This is a genomic window from Lutibacter profundi, assembly GCF_001543325.1.
Lineage (GTDB): Bacteria > Bacteroidota > Bacteroidia > Flavobacteriales > Flavobacteriaceae > Lutibacter > Lutibacter profundi.
The window spans coordinates 2,841,146-2,856,003 of sequence record NZ_CP013355.1 but is presented as its reverse complement, the minus strand read 5'-3'; the positions used below and the strand labels follow the sequence as shown (position 1 = coordinate 2,856,003).

11 protein-coding genes are annotated in these 14,858 nt (G+C 30.1%); 5 read left to right on the top strand and 6 right to left on the bottom strand.

Annotation, left to right across the window (positions count from 1 at the left end):
* Positions 1-91: 91 nt before the first annotated feature.
* The 4 genes from Lupro_RS12550 to Lupro_RS12535 all read left to right on the top strand — a co-directional run bounded on the left by Lupro_RS12550 (position 92) and on the right by Lupro_RS12535 (position 4,976).
* A complete protein-coding gene (locus tag Lupro_RS12550; protein WP_068210973.1) occupies positions 92-943 on the top strand; it encodes a cytochrome c3 family protein in 852 nt (283 codons plus the stop codon).
* Between the two features lie 7 nt (positions 944-950).
* A complete protein-coding gene (locus Lupro_RS12545; protein WP_068210971.1) occupies positions 951-2,930 on the top strand; it encodes a hypothetical protein in 1,980 nt (659 codons plus the stop codon).
* A gap of 24 nt (positions 2,931-2,954) precedes the next feature.
* Positions 2,955-4,025 (top strand): cytochrome c3 family protein, encoded by a 1,071-nt coding sequence (locus Lupro_RS12540; protein WP_068210969.1) that lies wholly within the window; start codon positions 2,955-2,957, stop codon positions 4,023-4,025.
* A 498-nt stretch (positions 4,026-4,523) separates the two neighbouring features.
* Positions 4,524-4,976: a cytochrome c3 family protein gene (locus tag Lupro_RS12535; RefSeq protein WP_068210966.1), complete on the top strand. Its 453-nt coding sequence runs from the start codon at positions 4,524-4,526 to the stop codon at positions 4,974-4,976.
* A 99-nt stretch (positions 4,977-5,075) separates the two neighbouring features.
* Here the strand turns inward: Lupro_RS12535 and Lupro_RS12530 are convergent, their stop codons facing one another.
* Together Lupro_RS12530 and Lupro_RS12525 are read right to left on the bottom strand one after the other, a co-directional pair.
* Positions 5,076-5,774, bottom strand: a complete 699-nt coding sequence (locus Lupro_RS12530) for a hypothetical protein (RefSeq protein WP_068210963.1) — start codon at positions 5,772-5,774, stop codon at positions 5,076-5,078.
* 18 nt (positions 5,775-5,792) lie between these two features.
* On the bottom strand, positions 5,793-6,518 hold the full coding sequence (locus Lupro_RS12525) for a hypothetical protein (RefSeq protein ID WP_068210961.1): 726 nt from the start codon (positions 6,516-6,518) through the stop codon (positions 5,793-5,795).
* A 146-nt stretch (positions 6,519-6,664) separates the two neighbouring features.
* Here Lupro_RS12525 and Lupro_RS12520 point away from each other — a divergent pair, with 146 nt between their 5' ends.
* Entirely contained in the window at positions 6,665-9,847 is a 3,183-nt protein-coding gene (locus Lupro_RS12520) for a cytochrome c biogenesis protein CcsA (protein ID WP_158499574.1), read from the top strand.
* Positions 9,848-10,045: 198 nt separating this feature from the next.
* On the opposite strand, the gene hemN is transcribed toward Lupro_RS12520, so the two are convergent.
* The 4 genes from hemN to hemB form a co-directional block, all read right to left on the bottom strand.
* Positions 10,046-11,410, bottom strand: a complete 1,365-nt coding sequence (gene hemN / locus Lupro_RS12515; protein WP_068210955.1) for an oxygen-independent coproporphyrinogen III oxidase — start codon at positions 11,408-11,410, stop codon at positions 10,046-10,048.
* A 2-nt stretch (positions 11,411-11,412) separates the two neighbouring features.
* Positions 11,413-12,444 carry a uroporphyrinogen decarboxylase gene (hemE, locus tag Lupro_RS12510; protein ID WP_068211671.1) on the bottom strand — a complete coding sequence of 344 codons (1,032 nt, stop codon included), beginning with the start codon at positions 12,442-12,444 and terminating at the stop codon, positions 11,413-11,415.
* 1 nt (position 12,445) lies between these two features.
* Entirely contained in the window at positions 12,446-13,744 is a 1,299-nt protein-coding gene (hemL, locus tag Lupro_RS12505) for a glutamate-1-semialdehyde 2,1-aminomutase (RefSeq protein WP_068210950.1), read from the bottom strand.
* Between the two features lie 104 nt (positions 13,745-13,848).
* On the bottom strand, positions 13,849-14,811 hold the full coding sequence (gene hemB / locus Lupro_RS12500; protein WP_068210947.1) for a porphobilinogen synthase: 963 nt from the start codon (positions 14,809-14,811) through the stop codon (positions 13,849-13,851).
* Positions 14,812-14,858 lie beyond the last annotated feature (47 nt).

Genomic DNA, 14,858 nt, shown 5'->3' with positions numbered 1-14,858 from the left:
TATCCCATTAAAAGTTGAAAAACTGATAATTATTTTAGATGATTCAATAATTTTCAATACTGAATTTTTAATTATTTCAGACTAAAAAAGTATGAATTTAGGCAAATACAAATTTATTAATTATCTATTATTTATAGTAGCTATTTCATTCTTTTGGACTTGTTCTCCCGAATTAAGTTATGGCGTTAAATCTTTTTTGTTTGATGGAGTTCCTTCACCTTATAAAACTGAATTTACTACTATTAACGATTCCTTACAAACCATTGATATTGATACTAAAAAAACTTTGGTGTCAATTGTTAAAAAAAGTGAATTCAATCTTCACCCTCCGTACAGAGAGAGAGATTGTGCTAGTTGTCACAACAGAGATGATATGGGAAAAACTAAACTTCCTATACCAGAGTTATGCAATCAATGCCATACAGATTTTAGTCAGAAATTTGAGATTTTACACGGGCCTGTTGCCTCAAATGATTGCATACAGTGCCATGCGCCACACCAATCAAAATTAAAAAATTTGTTGGTAGAATCTGATAAAAAACTCTGTCTTAGTTGTCATAATTCAAAACAAGTTTCAGAAAACATAATACATAAGGATATTAAAAAAACAAGTTGTATTGAATGTCACAACCCACATGGAGGAAATAATAGAATGAGTCTTCAGCCTGAGAGCTGTTACAAATGCCACGACAATTATAAAAAAGAATACCAATTTTTACATGGTCCTGTAGATTCAGGAAACTGTTTCCAGTGTCATGGAACGCATACTAACAAAGCTCCAAAACTTTTAATAAATACTGGAGATAATTTATGCTTGAGCTGCCATAATTCTATAGATATTACAAAAACGGAATATCATATAGATATTAAAAATAACAAATGTATTGAATGTCACAATCCACACGGAGGAAAAAATGATAAATTTCTTTTAAATAAGCAATAACTAGTTTATGAAAAAATTAAGTTTATTATATTTTATATTTTTATTTACAATTTGTAGTTTTTCTCAAAGCTCACAAATAGAAACTAGATTTTGGAAACTAACGTCATTAAATGGTGAACTAAATTTAAACAGTTTCTTTTGGGATCAAAAAACAACTAGAAGCAATGTAAATGAACGTTTACAAAGTTCGTTTTTATCGGGAGGATTGTTTTTAAATTCTCAAAGTTATTTTTGGCATCCCAATTTTTTATCATTAGACCTCGATGTTGGGTATAGCCCAGAAACAGGACAATATTTATCTCTAGTAAGCCCTGACCGAAATGAAATAAATACGCTTAAAAAATTAAATGTAAGAGCTTATATATTTAAACAAAATTCATTAAACTTAAATGTATTTATGAATATAAATGAAGGATATAACAATAGAGAAAATTTAACAAATTTAAAATCAAACTACAGAAATTATGGTAGTGTATTTTCATATACTAATAAATATATTCCTATTAAAATTTCATATAATAAAGGTAAGGGAGAACAGATAGAGTTACAAACAGATAGGAGTTTTATTACAGAGCATAATAATTTAGAAATGAGATCTGAAAAATCTATTGGAGCTAATGATTTTAATCAAATTGTTTATTCTCACAATAAATATACGTACAATACTACTTTTTCTGTTTCAGAGAGCGATTTAGTGAATACCTTCATAAAAAACGATATTACTATATGGAGTATGAACAACCGTATTTTCTTAGATTCAAAAAAGAACTATAATTTCAATTCTAGAGTCTCAAACTACAACCAACAAGGCAATTTTAATTACAAACGATTTGAAATATCTGAAAATCTCTTCTTTAAACTTCCTTATAAATTTAACTACGCTGGCAACTATAACTTTTTTGATATAAAAGGAGGTATTCAAAATTTAAAACAACACGATATAAGAAGTACACTATCTCACCAATTGTATAAAAGTTTGAGGACAAATATATCTTTTGAATATAACAATATTAGTGATAAACAATATAAAGAAATAATAAACAGAAAAGGGTTAAATATTAATTATACAAAAAAAACACCTTTAAAAGGTACATTATCTTTAAATTATAGTTTAAACACAAATCAACAAGAAAGAGTAAGTGATGACTTGTTTTTTGCTATTGAAAGAGAAGAACAAACACTTTCTGATAATCGAATAGTATTATTAAAAAATCAAAATATTAATGCCTCCACAGTTGAAGTAAATGATGCTTCAGGAACAATTATATATAGATTAAATTTTGACTATTTATTAATTAAAAGAAATGAACTCTTAGAAATTCAACGTATACCAGGAGGCCAAATAGCAAATAACGAAATTGTTTATATTAATTATATAGCAATACAACCTAGTTCATATAAATACAGAGCTGTTATTAATTACTTTAATGCATCTGTTTCTTTATTTAGAAATAAGATCACTTTTTATTACAAATCAGCTAACCAAGATTTTGTTAATCCTGTCAACATCGCTTTTTTAACACTCGATTATTTTAATCAAAATGTATATGGAACTCGTTTTAATTTTAATTTTATTAGTGGAGGAATTGAAAAAGACAATTATAAAAGCACTATAATACCATATAGACTTACAAAGTACTATTTAATTTTACAAGGTAACATAAAAGAAAAATTATTTTTCACATTTAATGGAGATGTACGAGATTATCAAATGATTGTTGAAGAAGGAATTAAACAAAAATACTCCAATATTTCAGGAAATATTTCCTACAATATCAACCAAAAAACAAAACTCAATATAGAAGGAAGTTATATTAAACAAGAAGGTGAAGGTGTTGACTTAAACTTATTAACCAGCAGGTTAACATTTACAACTCGTATTCGTCAATTATTTTTATCAACTGGAGTTGAATTATATAAGAGCAAATTGTTTAATGAGAAAATGGATTTTAACAGGTTTACAATCCGCTTATCAAGAAAATTTTAAAAATATTAATAAAAACGAATTCAAATGAAAATATCTAAAAAACAATCAGTCAAAAAATTAAACTTTAATACCCTAAAGTTTTCTGGAATAATTTTATTTGTTTGTTTATTACTAACACAAGTAAATGTTTTCAGTCAAACTAAAAAAGGTGAAAAAACTTGTATTGAATGTCACAAGAATACTGTTAAAAAAGATATCCTTCATGGTCCAACAGCAACTGATTGTACCGTTTGCCACGTATCAAATGGAGCAAAACACCCTTTAGAAAATGTAACTGGTTTTAAATTTCTCGAAGAAGGAGCAAACCTTTGTTATTCCTGTCATGAAGAAACACAAGCCGAATTCAAAAAAAAATATATTCATAAGCCCGTTAAAAAAGGAAAATGTACTGAATGTCATGATGTACACAGCTCAAACAATAAAAACTTTATACTTGAACAGTCTCCTGCTCTATGTTTTACCTGTCATGAAGATTTCGAAAAAGCAGAGGAAACAGCAATAAGCATACATAAACCATCTTTTGATGGTAAATCTTGTATGATTTGCCATACACCTCATGCCTCAAACCAAAAAAGATTATTAGTTGAAAATAGTAAACAGTTATGTTTAAATTGCCACAATAAGACTATTACTGAAAATGATCGTGAAATTGCAAACATCGGTAAACAGTTAGATGAAAGTAGCCATATACACAAAGCTCTAAAAAAACGATGTACTTCATGTCATAATGCTCACTTTTCAAATAAAAACAAACAATTATTAAAAGAAACATATCCTCTAGGAAATTACGCCAAAGGTTTGGAAGATAATTACACCCTTTGTTTCAATTGTCACGATACTGACCTACTAAATTTAAAGAACACCACCACCGCTACTGAATTTAGAGATGGAGATCGTAATTTACACTTTCTTCATTTAAATAAGGATAAAGGAAGAACTTGCACAAATTGTCATGATGTTCATTCTGCAAACAACACCAAATTAATTGCAAAAACTAGAAAATTTGGACGTTGGAGTATGCCTTTAAAATTTAGTGAAAATGAAAATGGAGGTACATGTACTGGCTGCCATAAAGCATTAACATATAAAAGATAATTTACAACAAAACACTTAATTGAGTTATTATATTAAATATCTAATTTTAGAGGTCAGTAGATAGTTTCATACGATTAATTTAATAAATTCTATTTGTTTGTGTCAGGTCGAGCGCAGTCGAGACCTATTTATGTGTGATATAGTTCTCGACTGCGCTCGAACAGACAAATTATTTTGCATTACACTTTTTATATTCAGTGTTTTACCATTTCAAATTTAGATGTAGTTATCTACTGACCTCTATCTAATTTAATCCTTTCATCTAATGAAATTCATAATTCAAGAGTTAAAAATTATAAATACTATTACTTATATGCTTATATTATTATTTTGCAACACAATTAATGGTCAAGGCCTTAAACAAAGCCACCATGATTTAGTGGGGCTTCTTGGAGTGGAAATGAATATTGTAAACCGTGCCATACGCCCCATAATGCTAATACAGAAATTCTAAAATCTCCTTTATGGAATCATCAATTAACAAATGCTATATTTGAAATGTACTCAAGCCCAACTATAGATGGTGTATCTGAGCAACCCGCAGGAAATACAAAACTTTGTCTTTCCTGTCATGATGGAACTGTTGCCATAGATAGCCATAGTGGAAATACAAATGGAACAATATTTACAAATTTTGGAAATTTAACATCTGATTTAAAAAATGATCATCCTATTTCTATAACCTACGATACGGCTCTCGCTTTGGCTGATGGAGGATTGTATGACCCAAGTACAACACTTTCAGGACTTGGAGGTACAATTGAAGATGATTTATTAGAAAATAATAAATTAGAATGTACCTCGTGCCACGATGTACATATTTCAAGAAATACTCAAGGGTGTTCTGGATGTCATAATATGCATGGGAGTAATGGTATTGTGACTAAAACTCTATCGCTGTGGAAATCTAATGACGGTAGTGCTCTATGTTTCACCTGTCATAAAAAGTAAACTTAATTCTATTCAAAAATATTTCATAAAAAAGAGGTGCTTTTTATTAAAATTAGCACCTCTTTTTTTCTAGAATAGTTTTTCAAGTGTTTAAAACATTTAATCAATCAATACAGCATTTTCAATAATTAATTTATAGAAATAACCATAACCAAAATCTTTATCTAATGAAACTAAGCCTTCTAAAGTAACTATATCACCCACATTCACATTCGCATTTGATGTTATTGTAATATCAAAATTATCATTATTAGCTGTTCCATCTTGTAGGTGTATCCAATTTTTACTCATAACTTGAGAATTAAATTTGATTACTTTACCCCTAATTTTAACTCTTTTACCTTGATAATATTTTTTATTTTTAAATAGTTCGGAGATTGTAACACCTCCTTCAATGGGCTTTATATTAATTGGTAATTCATTTTCTAAATTAATTTCTTTTTCTTTTGTTACTTTAGTATGTTTAAACGATATGTTATCTTTACCTGTAGGGTTTTTGCTAATTGCCCCCAAAAAAATAACTGATTTAAAAGTTCTATTTAATTCTTTACTTTCAAAATTTGGCATTTCCATACCTCCTTTGTAAAAATAAATATCTCCCTTGTTTGCATTAACCGTTGGAACAGCTAACCATTTAACATCATTATTTTCTTTTACACGTAAATAAGTATAAGAATTTACCTGAAGTACTTCAACAACTTCAACTTTATGCACCGTAGATTTAGATTGCTGGCTATAACTATTTACAAAAAAAGTTATTATTAAAACTAAGGTCAAAAATATTTTTAATCCTCTCATCTTTCTATTTTAAACTATTTATTCTACCAATACGGCATTCTCTACAATTAATTCATAAAAGTAGCCATAACCAAAATCTTTATTTAAGGAAACTTTCCCTTCTATAACAATAACATCACCTACATTGCCCTGTGCATCTGTAACCAAGGTTAGATCAAATTTCCCATTGTATTCTGTTCCATCTTGAATATGAATCCAATTTTTATTCATAATTGCTGGGTTAAATTTTGTGACTTTACCTTTAACTTTTACAATTTTACCCTCGTATTGTTTCGCATTTTTATACAATTGTTCTATTGTAACTGATCCAGTAATAGGCTTAATTTTAACCGCTTTCTTTTCTAACTTCGGTTTTGATTTTGGTGATAGATTTATTGTATTAGTATCTATTGTATTAGTATTAACACTATTTAGAATTGTACTTACATTTGGGTCTGTGCTTACTCCTTCAACAAAATAAATTGTTGGAAATGTTCTCTTCAATTCCCTACTCTCAAAATTAGGCATTTCCATACCATTTTTAAAATAATAAGTTTTACCTACTTCAGCTTGAAATGAAGGTACAGCAAGCCATTTTTCTTTTCCGTCTTCTAATGCTCGTATGTACGTATAATCCTTTACTTGTAGTACTTCTTGAGCTACCACCTCATGAACACCAGATTTATTTTTCTCCGATTCTTTTTTGTCTGTTTTACATGCTGATAACAAAACAATAGATACTATTAAACTTATATAAAATTTCATGTTATTTATTTTTAAATTTCTATTAAATACTGGGTAAATTTATACAAAAAAAAGATTTAAAATCGTGATAATTGTCAATATAAATGAAGAGTTTAAATGTTACTTTTGTTACATTACTGTTAAATTTAACAAATAAATTAAAATCCATGAAAAAACTAATAGCCCTTATAATCTCATCAAGAACAACACTTGTTCTATTAATTATTTTCACTATTGCAATTGCTAGTGCAACATTTATTGAAGATAAATACGATACAATAACTGCAAAATTACTTGTTTACAATGCTAAATGGTTCGAGTTTTTATTATTACTGTTAGTTATAAATTTTATTGGAAGTATAAAAAGATATCATCTATTAAGCAAAGGTAAATTACCCGGGTTTTTATTCCACGTTGCTTTTATTGTAATAATTATAGGAGCTGGTGTTACTAGATATATTGGATTTGAAGGAAGTATGCACATACGCCAAGGAGAATCATCAAATTTTATTTATACTTCAGAAACTTTTTTAACTATAAAAACTACAGATAACAATCAAAATTATTCTACTGTTGAGCCACTAGTTTTGAGTGAATTTATAAAAAATTCATTTGATATTAATATGGACATTAAAGGAAAAGGGCAAGTTGAAGTTAAATATAAAAATTATATAAAAAATGCACAGGAAATCTATGAAGAAACCGATGGAGAAGGAATTAACCTTATCGAATTAACATTAACTGTTCAAGGGCATAAAGATGTTGTACTTATAAAGGATGGAGAATTTAAAGAAACTCATGGGTTTGTTATTTCTTTTAACAATAATGAAATAGAAGATGCTTTAAAAATAATTAATGATAACAATAGGTTATTTCTCAGTTATCCAGAAGCAATAAAAATAACTAAAATGCCAGAAATGTTAGTTACTGAAATCTCCAAAGATTCTATTGGAGAGCTTAAAGCAAAACAATTATACGAACCAGAAGACTCTGGTATTAACTTAATTTTAACTAAACATTATAGAAATGCAAAAGTTCGTTATATAGCAGGTGATTCCGAAAATGACGGGCCTGATGCATTATTAGTAAACGTATCTTTTAATGGAAAAAGCAAAGACGTTACCATATTAGGTGGCCAAGGATACGTTGATAATTACCAAAAAGTTACGCTAGATGGTTTAAACTTACAAATGAGTTATGGCATAAAAACGTTAAAATTACCTTTTTATCTTCACTTGAATAAATTTATTTTAGAAAGGTATGCTGGCTCTGACAGCCCTTCCTCATACGCAAGTGAAGTAACTTTAATTGATAAAAATAAAGGCTTCTCTGAAAATTATAGAATTTACATGAATCACGTATTAAATTATGATGGATTTAGGTTTTTTCAATCATCCTATGATCAAGACGAAAAAGGAACTATTTTATCTGTAAATCATGATTTTTATGGTACTTGGATTTCCTATTTTGGCTATTTTTTACTAACACTTGGATTTATATTAACCCTTCTTAATAAAAATTCAAGATATAGAGATCTTATTCATAAAATTAAAAATAAACGTAAAAAAAGAAAAAAAATAGCTTCTCTACTCATTTTTGCTTTTTTATTAGTAACTTCTTCATATTCGCAGGAGACTTCAAACCATATTCATGAGGCAAACCCTAATCCTGTAAGCGTACAACATGCTGAAAAATTTGGTCGTCTTATTGTACAAACCTATGAGGGACGGTTTAAACCTGTTAACACTTTAGCTTACGACGTTTTACATAAAATCTCAAGAAAAGATAAGTTTGATGTGCCTAAATATGGAAAAATGAATGCCATGCAGGTATTTATTGATTTACCTGTAAATGCTGAGTTTTGGAAACAACAAAAAATAATTTATGTAAGAGAAAAATCAGTAATGGGTATTATTGGTGCAGAAGGGAAAAGAGCTTCTTTTAATAACTTCTTTAATGAAGATGGATCATATAAACTTAAAAATGTTGCTGAAACTGCCTTTCGAAATTCACCTTCAGAACAAAATACTTTTGATAAAGAAATTATTAAAGTAAATGAACGTGTAGAAATTTTTATGATGGCGTTTCAAGGAAATTTATTAAAAATATTTCCATTACAAAATTCAGTTAATAATAAATGGATTCATTGGAATGACCCTCTTGCTACCAAGCCTCTCAAAGGTGCAATAAAAGCATTAAATCAAGATTTAAATTTGAAGGAACTCAACTATAAAAATTTAATGATGCTTTATTTAACCGATGTGTTTAATGCAACAAGATCTGGTGATTACTCAAGACCCAATAGAATACTAGGCTACTTTAAAAACATTCAAAAACAAAGTAGTGCTGGAGACTTGTTACCATCTGAATCTAAAATAACCACGGAAATTAGTTATAATAAGTCAAAAATATTTATCAATTTAAAAAACATATATGCCTTATTAAGTGTTGTCTTACTGGTTCTCGCTTTTATAGATAATTTAAAGTCTAAGAAAAGTAAAATATTAACTACAACATTGAATGTATTTATTGGAATTTTAGCCATTGCATTTATATACCACACTTATGGAATGGGCCTAAGATGGTACCTATCTGGTCATGCTCCTTGGAGCAATGGATATGAAGCATTAATTTTAATTGCTTGGGGTAGTTTATTAGCCGGATTTAGTTTTGTACGTTATTCTAAAATTACACTGGCTGCAACAGCTTTATTAGCTTTTTTCACCCTAATGACTGCCAGCCACAGTAGTTACGACCCTCAATTAACAAATTTACAACCTGTACTTAAATCATATTGGCTAATCATTCATGTTGCCACCCTCACCATTAGTTATGGGTTTTTAGGTTTAGGCTTTATTTTAGGGTTGATGAACTTAATATTATACCTTATTAAGAATGTTAAAAATTATAAAAAAATTGACTTAATAATTGCCGAATTAACACATATCAATGAAATGAATTTGACAGTTGGACTTTTTTTAGCAACAGTTGGAACTTTTCTTGGGGGTATTTGGGCAAATGAATCTTGGGGAAGATATTGGGGCTGGGATGCTAAAGAAACCTGGGCTTTAGTTATTGTTCTAACTTATTCTATTGTACTACATTTTAGATTGGTTCCTAAAATGAAAAGCTTATATATTTTTAATGTAGGTGCAGTTGTGAGTTTTGCTAGTGTACTTATGACATTTTTTGGTGTAAACTATTACCTTTCTAAAGGAATGCATAGTTATGCTAGTGGGGAAACACCTATATTTCCGATATGGGCTTGGATACTAATTTTTTCGTTGCTAGTTTTAATAATTGCAGCAGGAATAAAGGAAAAATTATTCAAAAAATCAATAAATGCCTAACTATAAAAAACGAGGCTGTCTAAAAAGTGTCATTCTAAATGTAAATAAAGAATCTCCTTGAAATTAAACACTTATATATCAAGATGTTGAGATTTTTCACTTTGTTCAAAATGACAAGTATAATTGCTTTTCAGATAGCCTCGTTTTTTTAACTAGAATTAAAAAAATTAATCTTTTTTACATTAAACTTAAAATATTTTAAATCGTCATTGAAAAAATTCTAGTCTCTGGTTTATTTTCAATCAACCTAAGGTCAAAAGCCATACATATATTCCGTACAAACATTCTTCCCTTTTCATTTACAAACACTTTGTTTTCGGTAACCTCAACCAAACCATCATCTATAATTGGTTTTAAACGATTAACAATTTCATTTTTCACTTTCGCTTCTAATCCTATCTTCCATTCAGTCTCTAAATTACACATTAGGTTTAATATGTGTTTTCTAATAATTAAATCTTTCTCTGTTAATAAATGACCTTTAAAAATAGGGATAATTCCTTGATTTACTTTTTCCGTATAATTCTCTATTGTTTTTTCATTTTGAGCAAAAGCATACCATGAATCACTTATTGATGACATTCCTAAACCAATCATCAATTCCGTTTTACCAGCAGTGTACCCCATGAAATTACGATGTAACTTTCTGCTTTCCATCGCCTTATGTAGTGAGTCTGATGGCAATGCAAAATGATCCATTCCAATTTCAACATAACCATTGTCAAAAAATAATTGCTTGCCCAATTCATATAAATAACGCTTTTCATTATCTTTTGGTAAGTCATTTTCATCAAAACCACGTTGCCCAACACCTTTAATCCATGGCACATGAGCATAACTGTAATATGCTATTCTATCTGGCTTTAGTGCAATTGTATTTTTAATGGTGTTTCTAATACTTTCTTCAGTTTGAAATGGCAATCCAAAAATTAAATCGTGACTGATAGATTCATAACCTATTTTACGAGATAAGTCATTCACCTTTTTTACTTGTTCAAAACTTTGAAGTCTATGTATGGCTTTTTGAACGATAGGATCATAATCTTGGATACCAAAACTATTTCTTCTTGAGCCTAAATCATACAATGTTTGTAGTTGTTTTTCAGAAGTTAGATTTGGATGAGCCTCATAACTAAAATCAAATTCTGTAAACTTATCGGCCCTTTTAAAAACCCCATCAATAAGTTTTTTTAAATTTTCTGAAGAAAAATAGGTAGGTGTACCTCCTCCTAAGTGAATTTCTCTAATTTTTGGTCTTTCTTCCAATAAATCACAATATAAATCCCATTCTTTTAAAACAGTTTCAATGTATGGTTGTTCTACTTCATGACGCTTGGTAATTTTCTTATGACATGCACAAAATGTACATAAACTCTCACAAAATGGAAGGTGAATATACAGGCTTATCCCTTCTGTCTCATTACTTTCATCGAAAGATTTTTTCACTGTTTTTTTCCAATCTTCTAATGCAATTCCTTCCTTATCCCAAAAAGGTACAGTTGGATAACTTGTATATCTTGGCCCCGGTATATTGTATTTTTGAATTAAGCTAGTAGTATTCATTTTTATTGGTTGTATTCCTTAACGGCATCAATAAATGCCTTTGCATTTTCTAAAGGCACATGGGGTAAAATACCATGTCCTAAATTTACAATATATTTATCTTTTCCAAAATCATCTATCATTTCTTTAACCATTTGTTTAATCACTTTTGGAGGTGATAATAAACGTACTGGATCAAAATTACCTTGTAAAGTGATTTTATTCCCGGTTAATTTACGTGCCATTTGTGGAGTAATTGTCCAATCAACACCTAAAGCAGCAGCATTTGATTTAGACATTTCTTCTAATGCAAACCAACAGCCTTTTCCAAATGCTATTACTGGAGCATCATCTTTTAATGCTTCGATGATTTGATTGATATATTTCCAAGAAAATTCTTGATAATCTACTGGAGATAACATTCCTCCCCAAGAATCAAATAGTTGAACAACATCTACGCCTGCTTTTACTTTTTCTTTTAAATAAGCAATGGTTGTATCGGTTATTTTTTGCAATAAACGGTGTGCTGCTATTGGCTGTGTAAAACAAAATTCTTTTGCCTTATCAAAGGTTTTTGAACCTTGTCCCTGCACACAATAACATAAGATTGTCCAAGGAGAACCCGCAAACCCAATTAGTGGCACCTCATTATCCAACATTTGCTTTGTTACTTTAATGGCATCCATCACATATTTCAATTCAACCGTTACATCAGGAACAATAACATTATCTACATCTTTTTGAGAACGAATAGGGTTTGGTAGCCAAGGACCTATTCCTTCCTTCATTTGAACTTCAATATTCATGGCTTGTGGAATCACCAAAATATCAGAAAATAATATTGCAGCATCCATTCCAAATCTTCGAATTGGTTGTACTGTTATTTCTGAAGCTAATTCAGGAGTTCTACAACGTGTAAAAAAATCATACTTCTCACGAATAGCTATAAATTCTGGCAAGTATCTTCCTGCTTGACGCATCATCCATACTGGAGGTCGCTCAACCGTTTCACCTTTTAAGGCTCTTAAAAATAAATCGTTTTTTATTTTTGACATCTTATTTTTTAAATTTTTTAGCAACTGCTTTCATTGCAATTTGTATTGCCGATTTCACTTTATATATATCTCTTTTACTCATTGCTGTTGCCAGAAACCAAGACTCGAACTGTGATGGTGGTAAAAACACGCCATTTTCAATCATTTTCCAAAAAAATGTTTTAAACTTTTTAACATCACTCGTCTGAGCCGATTTAAAGTCAACAACTTTTTCTTTTGTAAAAAAAGGATTAATCATAGATCCAAATCTATTTACCTGAAGGTCAACTCCGTTTTCATTAGCTGCATCTAATAAAACACGCTCTAAAAAAGCAGCAGTTTTCTCAAAATCTTCGTAAGGATTTCTCTTTTTTAACTCTTTCAATGTCGCTATACCACAAGACATGGCTATTGGGTTACCCGATAAAGTTCCTGCCTGATACATCTCTCCTAAAGGTGAAACCATTTCCATAATTTCATTCCTTGCTCCATAAGCACCAACAGGAAAACCTCCTCCTACAACTTTACCTAAACATGTTATGTCTGCCTCTATACCTAACAATTCTTGGGCGCCTCCAAATTTTGAACGAAAGCCTGTCATTACCTCATCGGCAATTAACAAAACGCCACTTGCTTTAGTTAACTCTCTTAACTCTTCAATAAACTCTTGAGTTGGCAAAACAACCCCCATATTTCCAGCAATTGGCTCAAAAATTACTGCTGCAATATCTTTGTTTTCAGCCAAATGACGTTCTACACTGTCAATATTATTAAATTCAGCTATTAATGTATTTTTAACGGCATCTTCAGGCACACCTTTACTTCCAGGTATACTTAATGTTGCTAAACCAGAACCCGCAGCAACCAATAAAGCATCTGAATGACCATGATAACAACCAGCAAATTTTATAATTTTATTTTTTCCTGTAAATGCTCTTGCCAAACGAATTGCACTTAAAACAGCTTCAGTTCCAGAATTTACAAAACGAACTTTATCCATTCCCGGAAAAGCATCACAAACCATTCCTGCTAAAATAATTTCGCCTCTGGTTGAAGCTCCAAAAGAGTAGCCTTTTTTTAAGTATTTTTTGATTGTTTTTTCAACAACACTATTTCTATGACCTAAAATCATTGGCCCATACGATAAAACCATATCTACGTATTCATTCCCATCAACATCAATAATTTTACTACCCTTTGCCCTGTCAATAAACAAGGGTACTCCTCCAACCGATTTAAATGCTCTTACAGGTGAATTTACAGCACCTACCAAGTGCTTTTTTCCTTTGGTATATAATTCTATCGATTTTTCTAATTTCATTTTTTTATTTTTGGTGATTGAGCGGAGCCGAGATTAACTTCTATAACAATAATCACTTCGACTCCGCTCAGTGATCAACTTTAAACAAACTCTATAAGCTACTATTATTTCAACAATAATTTAGCAGCTTCTTTGGCAAAATAGGTAATAATAATATCTGCTCCAGCTCTTTTCATAGATAATAAGCTTTCCATCATTACACGTTCACCATCAATCCATCCTTTTTCTGCGGCTGCTTTTATCATTGCATACTCACCACTTACATTATAGCAGGCTATTGGTTTATCAAAATTATTTTTTAAATCTCTTATAATATCTAAGTATGATAAGGCTGGTTTTACCATTAATATATCTGCTCCTTCTTGATCGTCAAAAGTTGCTTCACGCATACCTTCATCTCTATTTGAAGGATCCATTTGGTAGGTTCTTCTGTCTCCAAATGTTGGAGCTGAATCTGCTGCATCTCTAAATGGGCCATAAAAAGCTGAAGAATATTTTACAGCATAAGACATTATAGGAAGATTTGAAAAACCGGTATTATCCAAAGCCTCACGAATACTTTCAATCATTCCATCCATCATTCCTGAAGGCGCCACCATATCAACACCTGCTTTTGCATGGGAAATTACTTGTTTTGCTATATTAACTAGAGTAGCATCATTATCAACATCATTATCGTGAATTATACCACAATGCCCATGGCTTGTATATTCACAAAAACAAACATCTGTAATAACATATAAACCTGGGTAATTTTTCTTAATAAATCGAACGGCTTGCTGCATTATACCATCGTCATTCCAAGTTTCAGAGCCAATTTCATCTTTTTTAGCTGGGATTCCAAAAAGTAATACTGCCGGAATATCTAGAGCTACAACTTCATCTAATTCTTTAGAAATTCTGTCTAACGAAAAACGTTTAATTCCTGGCATAGAGACTATTTCAGTTTCAATACCAACTCCTTCCTCTATAAATAAAGGATAAATTAAATCGTCTATTGTAAGTTTGTTTTCTCTTACTAAACGACGAATATTTTCTGTTTTACGAAGACGTCTTGTTCTATTCATAATTTTATTTATTTCATTTTATTACATTCCAACTAAGCTTTCATTAA